Genomic DNA, 15122 nt, shown 5'->3' on the forward strand with positions numbered 1-15122 from the left:
TCCAGGCCGCGCCGAAGCGGTCCGGCTTCGGCGCGCGCGGGCCTTTGTCTTGTCGCGGGTTCTTGTCGCAAAACCGCGGAACACTTTTGCGGAACCCGCTTAAGGGGCGGCGCGAATGAAATTTTCGCGCCTTCGCCTCCTCGGTTTCAAATCCTTCGTCGAGCCCGGCGAGTTCGTCATCGAACGCGGGCTGACCGGCATTGTCGGGCCGAACGGCTGCGGCAAGTCGAACCTCGTCGAAGCCTTGCGCTGGGTGATGGGCGAAAGCTCTTACAAGAACATGCGCGCGTCCGGCATGGACGACGTGATCTTCTCCGGCTCCGGCGCGCGCCCGGCCCGCAACACCGCTGAAGTCACGCTTTTCCTCGACAACACCGACCGCACGGCGCCCGCCGCCTTCAACGATGCCGATGAATTGCAGGTGTCACGCCGCATCGAGCGCGAGGCGGGCTCGCTCTATCGCATCAACGGCAAGGAAGCGCGCGCCAAGGACGTGCAGTTGCTGTTCGCCGACCAGTCGACCGGCGCCCGTTCGCCTTCCATGGTCGGGCAAGGCCGCATCGGCGAGCTGATCCAGGCCAAGCCGCAGGCCCGCCGCGCGCTGCTGGAAGAAGCCGCCGGCATTTCCGGCCTGCATACGCGCCGCCATGAGGCCGAACTCAGGCTCAAGGCGGCCGAGCAGAACCTCGAGCGCCTGGACGACGTCGTCGGCGAGCTCGAAGGCCAGATCGAGAGCCTGAAGCGCCAGGCGCGCCAGGCCTCGCGCTTCAAGAACCTGTCGGCCGATATCCGCAAGGCCGAAGCGACGCTGCTGCATCTGCGCTGGACGCTGGCGAAGACCCAGGAAGGCGAGGCGCGTTCCGCGCTTGCCGTCGCCACCACGCTGGTCGGCGACCGGGCCGCCGCCCAGATGGCCGCGGCAAGAGAGCAGGGCATCGCCGCGCATCGGCTGCCGGACCTGCGCGACGCGGAAGCCGCCGCCGCTGCCGCCTTCCAGCGCCTGTCGATCGCCAAGACGCAGATCGAGGAAGAGGCCGGCCGCATCCGCGCCCGCCAGACCGAGCTTGAACGCCGACTGCAGCAGCTGGACGCCGACATCGCCCGCGAGGAGCGGATGGTGCGCGACAACGCCGATATCCTCGAGCGCCTGCGCACCGAGGAAGCCGAGCTCAATTCAGAAAACGCCGGTGCCGCCGAGCGCGAGGCGACCACGCGCGCCGCTTTCGAACAGGCCGGCGCGACGCTGTCGCAAAGCGAAGCCAAGCTTGCTGCGCTGACCGCCGAACGCGCCGAGGCGGCCGCCTCGCGCCACCAGATCGAGCGCAGCCTGCGCGAGACAGCCGAGCGTCGCGACCGCTTCGCCCGCCAGCTCGCCGAGGTCGACCGCGAGCTTTCCGACATCGTCGCGCGCATTTCCGGCCTGCCGGATCCGGCCGAGAAGCGGCTTTTGGTCGAAGATGCGCTTGCCCGGCTGGAAGAGAGCGAGGCCGGCACCATCGCCGCCGAGCAGGCCGTCGCCGAGGCGCGCGCCGCCGAAAGCGCCGCAAGGCCTCCGCTGCAGGACGCCAGGGCGGAACTGGCGCGCATCGAGACCGAAGCGCGCACGCTGGCCAAGATACTCAACGCCACCAGCGGCGGCGATCTTTTCCCTTCGGTGCTGGAGCAGATCAGCGTCGAGCGCGGCTATGAAACCGCGCTTGGCGCAGCCCTTGGCGAGGACCTCGATGTTCCGCTCGACCGCAGCGCCCCGGTGCACTGGGGCGAAAGCGCGGTGCAGCCCGGCGATGCGTCGCTGCCCGAAGGCGTGAAGAGCCTGGCAAGCGTCGTGCGCGCGCCGGCGCAGCTTGCGCGCCGCTTGGCGCAGATCGGTATCGTCGAAGCCGCCGATGGCCGCCGTCTTCAAGCGCTGTTGGCGCCTGGCCAGCGGCTGGTCAGCCGCGACGGCGCGCTGTGGCGCTGGGACGGCCTGACCGCGAGCGCCGACGCCCCGACCGCCGCCGCGCTGCGGCTGGCGCAGAAGAACCGCCTGGCCGAGCTCGATGCCGAAGCCGTGCAGGCGACGCGCGTCGTGCGCGAGGCCGAGGAAGCGCTGGCGCATGCCGAGCAGGCGATGCGCCAGGCAAGCGAGGCCGAGCGCAATGCACGCCAGGCCGGCCGCGACGCCCAGCATGCGCTGGACGCCGCGCGCAACGCGCTGGCCGAGGCCGAGAAGGCCGGCGGCGAGCTGTTGAGCCGGCGCGCCGCGCTTGAAGAGGCACGCGCTCGCATCGTCGATAGCCATGAGGAGACGCAGGCCGCCTTCCTCGAAGCCGAGGAGATGCTGAAGGACGCGCCCGATCTCGGCGATCTGCAATTGCAACTCGAACAGGCCTCCGCCAACGTGTCGCGCGATCGCGCCACGCTTGCCGATGCGCGCGCCGTGCATGAAGGGCTGCGGCGCGAAGCCGAGGCGCGCATTCGCCGGTTGGATGCCATCGGCGCCGAGCGCAAGAATTGGCTGGAACGCGCCGAAAACGCCTCGACGCAGATCGCCGCCCTTGGCGAGCGCAAGGCCGAGGCCGAAGCCGAGCGCGAGAGGCTGGCCGATGCGCCCGACGAGATCGACGCCAAGCGGCGCGCCTTGCTGACTCAGCTCTCCGAGGCCGAGGCGTTGCGCCAGGCCGCAGGCGACCGCCTGCAGGAGGCGGAGAACAGGCAGGCCGAGCTCGACAAGGCGGCTACCGCCGCCATCCAGTCGCTCGCCGAATCGCGCGAAACCCGCGTTCGCGCCGAGGAGCGGCTCACCGCGGCCGATGAACGCCGCGTCGAGGTCGAGGCGCGCATCCAGGAGGCGCTTAACACGCCGCCGCATCTGGTCATCAAGCATACGGGCCTCGAAGCCGACGATCCGATGCCCGACATGGTCGAGATCGAGCGCCAGCTCGACCGGCTGAAGATCGAGCGCGAGCGGCTCGGTGCGGTCAATCTGCGCGCCGAGGAAGAACAGAAGGAATTGTCGGAGCGTCTGGAAACCATCGTCTCCGAGCGAGAGGACATCATCGAGGCGATCAGAAAACTGCGCCAGGCGATCCAGAGCCTCAACCGCGAGGGCCGCGAGCGGCTGCTCTCGGCCTTCGAGGTTGTCAACGGCCATTTCCAGCGGCTGTTCTCGCATCTGTTCGGCGGCGGCACGGCCGAGCTGCAGTTGATCGAGTCCGAGGATCCGCTGGAGGCGGGGCTGGAAATCCTCGCCCGTCCGCCTGGCAAGAAGCCGCAGACGATGACGCTGCTTTCGGGCGGCGAGCAGGCGCTGACGGCGATGTCGCTGATCTTCGCCGTGTTCCTGACCAATCCGGCGCCGATCTGCGTCCTGGACGAGGTCGACGCGCCGCTCGACGACCACAATGTCGAACGCTTCTGCAATCTGATGGACGAGATGTCGAAGACCACCGAGACGCGTTTCGTCATCATCACCCACAACCCGATCACCATGGCGCGCATGGACCGGCTGTTCGGCGTCACCATGGCCGAGCAGGGCGTCAGCCAGCTGGTCTCGGTCGACCTGCAGGCCGCCGAAGCGATGCGCGAGGCGAGCTGAGCTCGACCCGCGGTTCCCTTAAGCTGTAGCGGTCAAATCTACTTCTCCGGAGCGGAGGCCGGCGCGGTATAGCGCCTCCGCACGGCGTCGATCACCAGCTTGCGACTCTCGTCGGCCGATAGCGTCTTGTCCTTCTCCGCCTCGGCTGTTTCGCGGGCGAGGTCCTTGTCCCTGATCTGGTGACGGAACCATTTGGAATAGTCGCCGGCGCGCAGGTGATATTCCCAGGTCTTGTCGTCGATGCCTTCGGCCATCCGGGCGAAGATGATGAAATTGTGAGCCCGCAGATTCATCGCCTTCTTCGGTCCGGTGAAATAGAAGCTGCCCGCTTCGTCGAGCTCGCCCTCGGCATATTTGCGGCTGTGCCGTTTCAGCGATTGGCTGGGCTCGATCGCCTTCACCGTGAACGGCTTCTTGGCCTCATGCGGCCGCCAGAAAAGCACGCGGTCGCCCTTGGGCAGCGGAATGTCCTTCGGCGCCTTGAGCCCGGTTTCCTTGCAGAAGGTCTTGATCACGCCCTTGGCCTTGGGTCCGAGCGCGATCACTGCCGTCACCAGACGCAACGCATCGGTGGAAATCGCTTCGGGATGCACGGTGATCAGCACCGTGCCGGGTAGCTCGATCGAAAGCACGGATCGCGTATCCCAGCGTCGCTTGGGCATCAAATGATGCGCTTCGTCGATGATCAGCCAGTGCGGCCTGGCCGTGCGATAGCGGACATTGCCGAGGCCAGGCAGCAATTCGGCAAAGAAGTCCGGGCGCTCGTCGACCTTCAGCGCCAGCCCGTTGACCACGACATTGGTCCCGGGCTTCTCGATCAATTCCAGCAATTGTTCCTTGTTCGGCGCGGTCGAGCCGTTGCCGAGCGGCACCGCGCCTTTCAGCCCGTCATAGTCGCCTTCGGGATCGAAGATGCAGAACTGCAGGCCTTTCTCGACCAGCCGCTCGGTCAGCGCCGTGGCCAGGGTCGATTTGCCGATGCCCGAGCTTCCGGCGATCAGCACCGTCTCCGTTGGCGACAGGTAAATCTCCTTGCCACGCGAGGTCCCGAGCAACACGCCGCGCGGGCGCTTTTTGGCGATCCGGTGATCGCGCTTGATCAGCTTGCGGATCAGTTCCTCGACGCCCTTGCCGCGCGGCGCCTTGGTGACGAGGTCGGCGGTTTCCTTGACGGCGGGCAGCGCGTTGGCGACCGCGACGCTGCAGCCCGAGGCTCTCAGGAAAGCGTGGTCGTTCTCGGCGTCGCCGACGGCCACGACATTGCGCGGCGACAGTTTCAGGTCTTCCAGCGCAGCCGCCAGCCCGGTCGCCTTGTTGATGCCGGAAGGCAGGATCATCACCGCGCCCTTGTTGAAGATGATCTCCAGCTCCAGCCCGAGCTTCTTGATGACGTCGAGCACGGTCGCCTGGTGCGGCTCCCAGGTGGCGAGGATGGAACGACCGACCGACAGCGGTTTCACGCCGCGCTTCTTGAGCCTGTCGACGAGATCGACGGAAGGCGAGGGCGAGATCGTGCGTTCTTCCTCGCTGGCCGGCGTGTAGATCAGCGCGCCGTTTTCGGCGACCACCTTGTCGAACAAGGAAAGTTCCGGAAAAACCTCCTTGAGATCGGGCAATTCGCGACCTGTGACGAGGATCAGCTTTCGCCCCGATTTCTTGAGCTCCTCCAGCGCCGAGATTGTGCTGGCGTTGACCAGCCCGTCATGCGCCAGCGTGCCGTCATAGTCGGTGGCCAAAGCCGCGAAATACATCGATTGAGCCTCTCCGTGAGCTGTCGTGTTCGGTTAGTCTGGAACGAACAACGCCTGTCGGTGGAAAAGGTTTAGGCCGACATGCCGGGCCGTAGCGATCACGACCGGGGGCGCCGCGCCGCGACAGGTCGAGGTTGCAGCGGGCGGTCGGCCCGGCCGAGGCTATCGCGTCGAGGTCGTTTCCGACGGCATGAAGCGGACGTTTGCCGACCGGCTGTCGAGCGCGGAGGGCCCAGCGGGACGTAGCCAGTCGACGGAATGCCCATTTTTCTGCCAGCGGTACGATGCCAGCGCGCCGCCGACGGTCGGGGCGATCTCGACCGTCGCCAGGCCATCGGCGATCGCGACCATCCCACGCGATCCTCTCGTCTCAAAATTCCCGTCCATCCTCCCTCCAATGGCTTGACTCTCATCGCCGGCCGGATAAAGACATATCATATGAATAGTATGAAGAATACGAAATCCTTCAGCACCGCCCGCACGTCGCGGGTCGTCGCGGCGGTCGCCAGCGGCTCGACGGCGTTGCATGCGACGGTCGTCGAGCAGATCGGGTTGCGCATCGTGCAGGGCGATTTCCTGCCTGGCGAGGCGCTCCCCAATGCTGACGATTCCAGTGAGATGCTTGGCGTCAGCCGCACCGTGCTGCGCGAGGCGATCAAGGTCCTGGCGGGCAAGGGGCTGGTCGAGTCGCGGCCGAAGACCGGCACGCGGGTGCGCCCGCGCTCCGACTGGAACTTCCTTGATCCCGACGTCCTTTCATGGCGCTACGCGGCGGGCGTCAGCGCCGAGGATGTCACGGCCCTTTTCGAGCTGCGCCGGGCGATCGAGCCGATGTCGGCAGCGCTCGCGGCCAAGCGCGCGACGCCGGCACAGCTTGCCGATCTCAACGCCGCCCTCGCCGAAATGGAGGCCGTGGGTGACGACGGCGACCGCTTCGCCAAGCCCGACCTCGTCTTCCACCAGACCATCCTGCGCATGACGGGCAATGAGTTGATCGGCTCTCTGGCGGCGTTGGTGGAGACAGCCCTGATGATGAGCTTCCGTCTCTCCAACGACAATCCGGAGGGGCAGCGCCACTCGCTGCCGCTGCATCGCGAGGTGGCCGAGAAGATCGCCGCCGGCGATGGAGGCGGTGCACAGCAGGCTCTTCTCGTGCTCATCGACAACGCCGAGGAAGATGTTCGCCGCAGTGTCGAGAACCGCAACAGGCGCCGTAAGGAACAGAAATCGTGAGCGAGCAGAAGCGAAAGCTGCGATCGACGGCATGGTTCGGCGGTGAAGGCAAGAACGCCTTCATGCATCGCAGCTGGATGAAGAACCAGGGTATTCCGGCCGACGCGTTCGACGGCCGCCCGGTGATCGGCATCTGCAACACCTGGTCGGAACTGACCCCATGCAATGCGCATTTGCGGGCGCTCGCCGATCACGTCAAGCGCGGCGTCTATGAGGCCGGTGGCCTGCCGGTGGAATTCCCGGTCATGTCGCTCGGCGAAAGCAATATGCGCCCAACGGCCATGCTGTTCCGCAACCTGGCGAGCATGGATGTCGAGGAGTCCATCCGCGGTAACCCGATCGATGGCGTCGTGCTTCTGGTCGGATGCGACAAGACCACGCCGGCCCTCCTGATGGGGGCGGCGTCATGCAACCTGCCGACCATCGCGGTGTCCGGCGGGCCGATGCTCAACGGCAAGTTCCGCGGCCAGGATATCGGTTCCGGCACCCATGTCTGGAAATTCGCCGAGGAGGTGAAGGCCGGCCGCATGAAGGTCGAGGATTTCCTGGCGGCCGAGCAAGGCCAGAGCCGGTCGGCCGGCAGCTGCATGACCATGGGTACCGCCTCCACCATGGCCAGCATGGTCGAGGCGCTCGGCATCGGCATGCCCGACAATGCGGCGATACCGGCAGTCGACTCGCGTCGCAGCGTGCTTGCGCAGCTGGCCGGCCGGCAGATCGTCGACATGGTCCACAAGGACGTGACGATTTCGCAGATCCTCACCCGGCAGGCCTTCGAGAACGCCATCCGGGTCAATGGCGCCATCGGCGGATCGACCAACGCGGTGCTGCACCTCATAGCGATCGCGCATCGCGTCGGCGTCGATCTCAGCCTCGACGACTGGGATCGCCTCGGTCGCGATGTGCCGACCATCGTCGATCTGATGCCGTCGGGTCGGTTCCTGATGGAAGATTTCTACTATGCCGGGGGGCTGGCTGCGGTCATGGCGTCGCTTGATGAAGTGGGGCTTCTTCATCGCGACGCCATGACCGTCAGTGGGAAGACCATCGGCCAGCTGGTCGACGACGCGCCGAACTACAACAGCGAGGTGATCCGGCCGCTCGACCGGCCGCTGACCAGGGAAGGCGGCATATCGGTGCTGCGCGGCAATCTCGCCCCCAATGGCGCCGTCATAAAGCCGTCGGCGGCGACCCAGGCGCTGATGCAGCATCGGGGCAGGGCGGTCGTCTTCGAGAATATCGAGCACTATTACGCCCGCATCGACGATCCCGACCTCGATATCGACGCCTCCTCGGTCATGGTGCTCAAGAATTGCGGGCCGCGCGGCTATCCTGGCATGGCCGAGGTCGGCAACATGCCGCTGCCGGCCAAGCTCCTGAAGCAGGGCGTGTCCGACATGGTGCGCATCTCCGATGCGCGCATGAGTGGCACCGCCTATGGCACCGTGGTCCTGCATGTCGCTCCGGAAGCGGCGGCGGGCGGCGCGCTTGCCCTGGTTCGCGATGGCGACCTCATCGAGCTCGACGTGGCTGGCCGGCGTCTCGAATTGCTGGTTTCCGAGGAGGAGCTTGCCGCCCGCCGGGGCGACTGGAAGCCGCCGGCATCACCCCAGGGCGGCTACCAGAGCCTTTACGTCGAACGTGTCCTGCAGGCCGACAGGGGTTGCGATTTCGATTTCCTCGTCGGCCGCCGCGACGTCGGCATTCCCCGCCATTCGCATTAGGTGCCGCGATGACCACCGAGACCTACGCCGTCTACCCCAGCCTCAGGGGCCGCAGTGTCTTCATAACCGGCGGTGGCAGCGGCATCGGCGAAAGCCTCGTGCGCCATTTCTGCGCGCAAGGCAGCCGCGTCGCCTTCGTCGATGCGGCGGCGGAGCCTTCCCTGCGGCTGATGGCGGCGATCGCGGCCCAAGGCCATCCGGAACCGTTCTTCATTCCCTGCGATCTGCGCAATGTCGAGGCCCTGCAGGCAGCCGTCGAACAGGCGAGAGAGCGAAATGGCCCCATCCAGGTACTCTGCAACAATGCCGGCAATGACGACCGCCACCAGACCGCCGATGTCAGCGTCGCCTATTGGGACGACCGCATGGCCGTCAACCTGCGCCACCAGTTCTTCGCCGCCCAGGCCGTGCGCCCGCAGATGAAGGCGCTTGGCGGCGGCTCGATCATCAATTTCGGTTCCATCACCTGGATGGTCGGCGATCCGGATTGCCCGGCCTATGTGACGGCGAAGGCGGCCGTCTACGGCATGACGCGGGCGCTCGCCCGCGAACTGGGCCCCGAGCGCATCCGCGTCAACTGCATGGTGCCTGGCTGGGTGATGACGGAGCGCCAGATGCGTCTGTGGCTGACGCCGGCCGGCGAGCGTCAGATCGAGGAAAGGCAGTGCCTGCCCGACAGGCTGCAGCCTTCCGACATTGCGCGCATGGCGCTGTTTCTTGCCGCCGATGACAGCCGCATGTGCTCGAGCCAGCAATTCATCGTCGATGGCGGCTGGGTGTGACCGCCATCGGACCGCAGCAAAAAGGTAGCATCATGCGTCTCGTTCAGTTCGAATTGCCCGATGGCAGCCGTCGTGTTGGCCGCGTCAGCGCCGATGGCGATCACCTCAACCTCCTGGTCGGAACCGAAACCGTCCTCGAACTTGCCACGGCGGCCATCGCCGAGCGCAGGTCCATTGCGTCGCTCGTCGAGGAGCGGACCGGCGGCGGGAAAGTCGATTACGACCAGCTGCTGCGTGAAGGCCGCGTGCTCGCACCGGTCGACCATCCGGAGCCGGCGCGTTTCCTCATCACCGGCACCGGCCTGACGCATACGGGAAGCGCCGCCGCGCGCGACAAGATGCATGTGCTGACCCACGGCAAGGACGCCGCCGAATCCGACTCGCTGAAGATCTTTCGCATGGGGCTGGAGGGGGGCAAACCCGCGCCGGGAGAGCTGGGCGTCCAGCCCGAATGGTTCTTCAAGGGCGTCGGCACCTGCGTCGTCCCGCCTGGTGCTGCGTTGCCGCTGCCGGCCTTCGCCAAGGCGGGTGCCGAGGAGGCCGAGATCGTCGGCCTCTACCTCAACGGACCGGATGGCCGCCCCTATCGCATCGGCTACGCGCTGGGCAACGAGTATTCCGACCACGTGACCGAGGCCGAGAATTATCTCTACCTCGCGCACTCGAAACTCCGCTCCTGCTCGATCGGTCCCGAGCTGCTGATCGGCGAGCTGCCGCGGGAGGTGCGCGGACATTCCCGCATCCGGCGGGACGGCGCTGTCATCTGGGAGCAGGAATTCCTTTCCGGCGAAGCGCACATGTCGCATTCGATCGCCAATCTCGAGCACTACCATTTCCGCTACCCGATGCACCGCCGGCCGGGCGATCTGCACGCCTATTTCTTCGGCGCAGCGGTGATGAGCTACGCCTCTGGCATCAAGACGGCACCAGGCGACGAATACGAAATCCAGGCACCGGAATTCGGCAAGCCGTTGCGCAACCGGATGCAGGCGGTGCCGGACGAGGGGCTGGTGGCCGTCACCCCGCTGTGACGGCAAGACCCGCGGACTGAGATCATCACAACAACAAATGGGAGAATGATCATGCTGTTGAAGAGACTGCTTCTAGGGATAGCGAGTGTCGGCCTGGGCATCGGCCTGATGGCCTCGTCGGCGCTCGCCGCCAACCTGCGCGTGCTGGCTTGGGACGGCTACGCCGATGCGGACTGGGTCAAGGACTTCACCGCCGAAACCGGCATCGGCGTCGATGTCGTCTTCATCGGCAGCGACGACGAGATCTGGGCCAAGATCAAGGGCAGCGAAGGGCAGGACTTCGATGTCTTCGCCGTCAACACCGCGCAACTGCAGCGCTACATCAAGGCCGAGTTGGTCAACCCGATCGACCTTGCCAAGCTTCCCAACCAGAAGGAGGTGCTGCCGCGCTTCCGCGACCTCACGCAGGTCAGCGGCGACACCAAGGACGGCAAGGTCTACGGCATTCCGTTCTGCTTCGATTCCATCGGACTGATCTACGACACCGACAAGGTCAAGCCGGCGCCGACCTCGATGTCGGTGCTGTGGGATCCGGCCTACAAAGGCAAGGTGCTGGCCTATGACAATGGCGAGCACAATTTCTCCTTCACCGCGTTGACGCTGGGCTACAAGGACCCATTCAATCTCGACGCCGAGCAGATGGCGGCGGTCAAGGCCAAGCTGGTCGAGCTGAAGCGCAACGTGCTCAGCTTCTATACCACCGCCGACGAGGCCCAGCAGATCTACCAGAACAACGACGTCGCCCTGATCTGGGCCAATTACGGTCAGCAGCAGGTCAAGGCCCTGCAGAAGATCGGCGCCCACGTCGCCTACATCAATCCGAGCGAAGGCGCGCTCGCCTGGCTCGACAACTGGGTCATCTCGAAAGGGGTTCGCGACAAGGAGGCGGCCGAGAAGTGGATCGACTTCATGCTCAGCAAGAAGGTCAGCGGCGCGCTGTCCGAGCGGACCGGCTTCGGCAATACCGTGGTCGAATCGAGCAGCGCCGGCAGCAACGACAAGCTGGTCTGGCTCAACAATGTCGAGGACCCGACCAAGCGCTCCGACCTGTGGAACGAGATCAAGGCGACGCCCTGATATCCTTCCGCCGAGCTTTCAAGGACCTGGCGGTCCGGGCATCGGGCCGCCAACAGCGTATTTCTGGAAGTTTGTGATGAACCTGAACAGCGACCTGCTCACGCTGCGCTCCGTCTCGAAATCCTACGGCACGGTTCCCGTGCTGCACGACATCGATCTCGCGATCCGCGATGGCGAATTCCTGACCGTGCTCGGGCCGTCCGGTTCGGGCAAGACCACGGTGCTCAGGCTGATCGGCGGCCTCGAGCCGCTGACCTCGGGCGAAATCCGGCTCGACGGCCGCGACATCAGCGGCATGCCGATCAACCGGCGGCCCTTCAACACCGTGTTCCAGGACTACGCGCTGTTCCCGCATCTTACCGTCGCCGGCAATGTCGGTTACGGCCTGTCGGTTCGCCGCGTGCCGCGCCAGGAGATCGCGGAACGCGTCGCCAAGGCGCTGGAGCTGGTGCAGCTTGGGCGCTTCGCCGAACGCTTTCCGGCCCAGTTGTCGGGCGGCCAGCGACAGCGCGTAGCACTCGCGCGTGCGCTGATCTGTCAGCCGCGACTTGTCCTGCTCGACGAACCGCTCGCGGCGCTCGACCTCGAACTGCGCCGGCAGATGCAGGAATTCCTCAAGTCGATCCAGCGCGAGGTCAAGACCACCTTCCTGTTCGTGACCCACGACCAGGAGGAGGCCATCGGCATGGCCGACCGGATCTGCGTGATGGAGGCCGGCCACATCCGCCAACTCGGCGCGCCGCATGACCTCTACTACAAGCCGAACTGCGAGTTCGTGGCGCGTTTCTTCGGCGAGAACAATCTCGTGGCCGGGACGCTCGGCGAGGCGCAGGGCGAATTCCGCGCGATCGAGACGGTGCTCGGCCGGCTCGTCTGTTCGGTCGCGGGCCAGCCGCATCTCAAGGCTGCGGCCACCGGCGCGCGCGGCTTCGCCGCGTTCCGCCCCGAAGCACTGCACATTGCCGGCGACGGCGATGTCGACAATCGTCTTTCCGGCACCATTGCCGATCTTGCCTTTGCAGGCTCCTCGACGGTAGCCACCATTACGGCTGGCGGCGATGCCGCGCAGCGCCTCAGGTTGCGCTTCCCGAGCCGGGTGGACGGCAGCGCCCTCAGGGTTGGCGACACCGTGGCGCTTTCCTTCGCGCCGCATGAAGGCCACCTGGTGCTGGCATGAGAAGCGCAGGCCTGGCGCGTCCCGTCGCCATCCGCTGGTCGCCGCTGGTCACCGCGCTTGCCTTTGCGCTGCCGGTGGTGTTCGTCCTGGCGCCGCTGGCGATCTTCCTCGTCTACAGCTTCTTCAGCGTGGACCAAGGCCAGATCGTCTATGCGCCGACGCTTGCCAACTATGCTCGCTTCTTCACCGACCCGGTCTTCCTCCCGGTGTTCTGGCGCACGATCATGCTTTGCCTTTCCGTGGCGGCGATCTCGATCCTGCTCGCCTATCCGACGGCCTATTTCCTGACCACGCTGCGCGGCCGCTGGCGCTACGCGCTGCTGATGCTGCTGATGGTGCCGCTCTTGATGAGCTACGTCATCAAGATCTACGCGATCCGCAGCATCCTCGGCCTCAATGGCTTTCTCAACAAGGCGCTGGTGGGGCTGGGCATCATCGCCGAGCCGTCGACGCTGTTCGTCTTCAACATGAACGCAATCCTGCTTACGCTCACGCTGCTCTTGATCCCGTTCGCGATCCTGCCGATCTTCCTGGCGCTGGAGCGCATACCGCAGGTGTTGCTGCGCGCATCCGACGACCTCGGCGCAAGCAGCCTGCAGACTTTCCTGAGGATCACCCTGCCGCTTTCCTTGCCCGGTGTCGCCTCGGCGGCGAGCTTCGTCTTCGTGCTGGCGATCGGCGACTTCCTCACGCCGCAGATGGTCGGCGGGATCAGTGGCTTCACTTTCGGCCGCATCCTCTACAGCCAGTTCGGCACCGCCTTCAACTGGCCATTCGGTGCCGCCCTCTCGGTGGCGCTGGCCATGGTGGTCATCGCCGCCATCCTTGCCGGCGAGCGGTTCGGGCGCAATCGGGGGGCTTCGCTTTGATCGTCGCGCCGCGCCTGTCCACGATACTTCTCGCCGCTGTCACCACGCTGGTCGCGGTGCTGCTCTACAGCCCGCTCTTCGTGCCGATCGTGTCGTCCTTTTTTCCGGTGGCGCGTGGCGAGGTCGACTGGTCCTCGCCGACCGTTTCGACCTATGCCGCGCTGGCCGGGAACCACGAGATACTCGCGGCCCTGCGCACCACGCTTGTCGTCGGGCTATGCACGGTCGTGCTTGCGGTGGTCAGCGGCACGCTGCTGGCCCTCTATTATCACGGCCGCGGCGCCGGCCGCTCGTTGCTGCAGTTCATCGTCTTCCTGCCGTTCCTGATGCCGCCCATCATCAGCGGCCTGGCGCTGTTGATCTTCTTCCGCGAGATCGGGCTCGAACGCTCGCTGCTGACGGTCGTCATAGGCCATACGGTCTTCGTGCTCGCCATCGTCTACCGCACGGTGCTGACGCGCTTGCAGTCGATGAGCCGCACGCTGGTCGAGGCCTCCTACGACCTCGGCGCGACCAAATGGCAGACTTTCTGGCGCGTCATCCTGCCCAACCTGTCGAGCGCGATGATCGGCGGCGCCATCCTGGCCTTCGCCCTTTCGTTCGACGAGACCATGATCACCATTCTGGTCACCGGCACTCAGACGACGCTGCCGGTGCGCCTGTGGGCGATGATGCGACTCGGTTTCTCGCCGGATATCAACGCGCTGGTGGCGCTGATCCTGATGTTTACCGTCCTGCTCTGCGCTCTTGCGGCAAGGTTCCTCATTCCGAGGCAGGTCGCCACGCAGCGCAGCTGAAACGAGGCCAACCCAGCGCCGGATCACGCCGGAGGCAAGCCATGCCTTACCACTTGGCGGCGCCCCAGCAGGCGGGGCACCAGGAGCTCAATCCACCCACTTGCCGCGCGGCAAAGCCTTCGTTACTGCCATCTGATGGCAACGCACAAGCTGATCAACTCCACTTGGCACAATGTCCTCGGTACGATCACGCCGGCGCTCACAATCGCGTCCGGCGATATCGTGATCACGGAAACGCTCGACGCTCGGGGCTTCGACAAGAACGGTGGGCGGCCGGCTCATGGTCCAAACCCGATGAACGGCCCGATCTTCGTGACGGGGGCCGAGCCTGGTGACGCGTTGCGCGTGGACATCCTGCGCATGGACCCGATCCGCCCCTCCGGCTGGACGATCTCGTCATTGGCCGCAAACGTCGTCGATCCTGAGGCTGCTCGTGGACTGCCGGCACGGGATACAGTCACCTGGCGGATCGACCTCGAATCGCGGACGGTGAGGCTGCAGGAGCCGCCGCCAGGTCTCGAGAACTTCGTTTTGCCGCTCGAGCCGATGATCGGCTGCTTTGGCGTGGCGCCGTCGATGGGTCAGGCTTTCTCCACCGCGACAAGCGCGGAGAATGGCGGGAACATGGATTACCGCGGGTTTCGGCCCGGCGCGACCGTCTGGTTTCCCGTTGCCGTGGAGGGTGCGCTCTTCTTCGCGGGCGATTGTCATGCAGCGCAGGGCGATGGTGAGATCGTCGGAACCGGGATCGAAACCTGCTTTGAAGTCGAGCTACGCTTGACTGTGGAAAAAAGCAGGCGGCTGGTATGGCCTCGCGGTGAGAACGAGACGCACATTTTCTCTGTCGGCAACGCACGCCCACTTGACCAGGCTCTTCAGCACGCAACGACGGATATGCTGAACTGGTTGACCAGCGACTATGGATTGTCCGCGACGGCCGCGTCGCATCTGATGGGGCAGGTTGTCCGCTATCACGTCGGAAACGTTTTTGACCCTGCCTATACGATGGTCTGCCTGGTCGAAAAGCGATGGCTTTCGAACCGGCCTCCATCGGCTGACGGGACAACACCATCAAGTCGTTGACCGGTCGGATTTGCTCGATGA

12 protein-coding genes are annotated in these 15122 nt (G+C 65.5%); 10 read left to right on the forward strand and 2 right to left on the reverse strand.

Annotation, left to right across the window (positions count from 1 at the left end):
* Window positions 1–115 precede the first annotated feature (115 nt).
* Complete coding sequence (gene smc / locus RFM52_RS07145; protein ID WP_320294793.1) at window positions 116–3577, forward strand: chromosome segregation protein SMC; 3462 nt, start codon at window positions 116–118, stop codon at window positions 3575–3577.
* 38 nt (window positions 3578–3615) lie between these two features.
* On the opposite strand, the gene RFM52_RS07150 is transcribed toward smc, so the two are convergent.
* Together RFM52_RS07150 and RFM52_RS07155 are read right to left on the reverse strand one after the other, a co-directional pair.
* Window positions 3616–5328: an HAD family hydrolase gene (locus RFM52_RS07150; RefSeq protein ID WP_320294794.1), complete on the reverse strand. Its 1713-nt coding sequence runs from the start codon at window positions 5326–5328 to the stop codon at window positions 3616–3618.
* Between the two features lie 162 nt (window positions 5329–5490).
* Window positions 5491–5679, reverse strand: a complete 189-nt coding sequence (locus RFM52_RS07155) for a hypothetical protein (protein WP_320294795.1) — start codon at window positions 5677–5679, stop codon at window positions 5491–5493.
* An 87-nt stretch (window positions 5680–5766) separates the two neighbouring features.
* Here RFM52_RS07155 and RFM52_RS07160 point away from each other — a divergent pair, with 87 nt between their 5' ends.
* The 9 genes from RFM52_RS07160 to RFM52_RS07200 all read left to right on the forward strand — a co-directional run bounded on the left by RFM52_RS07160 (window position 5767) and on the right by RFM52_RS07200 (window position 15101).
* Window positions 5767–6561 (forward strand): FadR/GntR family transcriptional regulator, encoded by a 795-nt coding sequence (locus tag RFM52_RS07160; RefSeq protein WP_320294796.1) that lies wholly within the window; start codon window positions 5767–5769, stop codon window positions 6559–6561.
* Window positions 6558–8285: an IlvD/Edd family dehydratase gene (locus RFM52_RS07165; RefSeq protein ID WP_320294797.1), complete on the forward strand. Its 1728-nt coding sequence runs from the start codon at window positions 6558–6560 to the stop codon at window positions 8283–8285. The genes RFM52_RS07160 and RFM52_RS07165 overlap by 4 nt, the downstream gene beginning before the upstream one ends.
* An 8-nt stretch (window positions 8286–8293) precedes the next feature.
* Window positions 8294–9067, forward strand: a complete 774-nt coding sequence (locus RFM52_RS07170) for an SDR family NAD(P)-dependent oxidoreductase (RefSeq protein ID WP_320294798.1) — start codon at window positions 8294–8296, stop codon at window positions 9065–9067.
* A gap of 32 nt (window positions 9068–9099) precedes the next feature.
* Complete coding sequence (gene araD1, locus RFM52_RS07175; RefSeq protein WP_320294799.1) at window positions 9100–10098, forward strand: AraD1 family protein; 999 nt, start codon at window positions 9100–9102, stop codon at window positions 10096–10098.
* Between the two features lie 51 nt (window positions 10099–10149).
* The gene (locus RFM52_RS07180; RefSeq protein WP_320294800.1) at window positions 10150–11175 is read left to right on the forward strand and encodes an ABC transporter substrate-binding protein; all 1026 of its coding nucleotides are present in this window, start codon (window positions 10150–10152) and stop codon (window positions 11173–11175) included.
* Between the two features lie 76 nt (window positions 11176–11251).
* Window positions 11252–12352, forward strand: a complete 1101-nt coding sequence (locus tag RFM52_RS07185; protein WP_320294801.1) for an ABC transporter ATP-binding protein — start codon at window positions 11252–11254, stop codon at window positions 12350–12352.
* A complete protein-coding gene (locus RFM52_RS07190; RefSeq protein ID WP_320294802.1) occupies window positions 12349–13221 on the forward strand; it encodes an ABC transporter permease in 873 nt (290 codons plus the stop codon). Before RFM52_RS07185 ends, RFM52_RS07190 begins: the two co-directional genes overlap by 4 nt.
* Window positions 13218–14018 carry an ABC transporter permease gene (locus RFM52_RS07195; protein ID WP_320294803.1) on the forward strand — a complete coding sequence of 267 codons (801 nt, stop codon included), beginning with the start codon at window positions 13218–13220 and terminating at the stop codon, window positions 14016–14018. The genes RFM52_RS07190 and RFM52_RS07195 overlap by 4 nt, the downstream gene beginning before the upstream one ends.
* A gap of 135 nt (window positions 14019–14153) precedes the next feature.
* Window positions 14154–15101: an acetamidase/formamidase family protein gene (locus RFM52_RS07200; protein WP_320294804.1), complete on the forward strand. Its 948-nt coding sequence runs from the start codon at window positions 14154–14156 to the stop codon at window positions 15099–15101.
* The last annotated feature ends 21 nt before the right edge of the window (window positions 15102–15122 follow it).

Origin of the sequence: Mesorhizobium humile, assembly GCF_033977215.1 — a bacterium.
GTDB lineage: Bacteria > Pseudomonadota > Alphaproteobacteria > Rhizobiales > Rhizobiaceae > Mesorhizobium > Mesorhizobium humile.

Coding starts and splice junctions, on each gene's coding strand:
- smc (WP_320294793.1), top strand. CDS start 116: ATGAAATTTTCGCGCCTTCGCCTCCTCGGTTTCAAATCCTTCGTCGAG.
- RFM52_RS07150 (WP_320294794.1), bottom strand. CDS start 5,328: ATGTATTTCGCGGCTTTGGCCACCGACTATGACGGCACGCTGGCGCAT.
- RFM52_RS07155 (WP_320294795.1), bottom strand. CDS start 5,679: ATGGTCGCGATCGCCGATGGCCTGGCGACGGTCGAGATCGCCCCGACC.
- RFM52_RS07160 (WP_320294796.1), top strand. CDS start 5,767: ATGAATAGTATGAAGAATACGAAATCCTTCAGCACCGCCCGCACGTCG.
- RFM52_RS07170 (WP_320294798.1), top strand. CDS start 8,294: ATGACCACCGAGACCTACGCCGTCTACCCCAGCCTCAGGGGCCGCAGT.
- araD1 (WP_320294799.1), top strand. CDS start 9,100: ATGCGTCTCGTTCAGTTCGAATTGCCCGATGGCAGCCGTCGTGTTGGC.
- RFM52_RS07180 (WP_320294800.1), top strand. CDS start 10,150: ATGCTGTTGAAGAGACTGCTTCTAGGGATAGCGAGTGTCGGCCTGGGC.
- RFM52_RS07185 (WP_320294801.1), top strand. CDS start 11,252: ATGAACCTGAACAGCGACCTGCTCACGCTGCGCTCCGTCTCGAAATCC.
- RFM52_RS07190 (WP_320294802.1), top strand. CDS start 12,349: ATGAGAAGCGCAGGCCTGGCGCGTCCCGTCGCCATCCGCTGGTCGCCG.
- RFM52_RS07200 (WP_320294804.1), top strand. CDS start 14,154: ATGGCAACGCACAAGCTGATCAACTCCACTTGGCACAATGTCCTCGGT.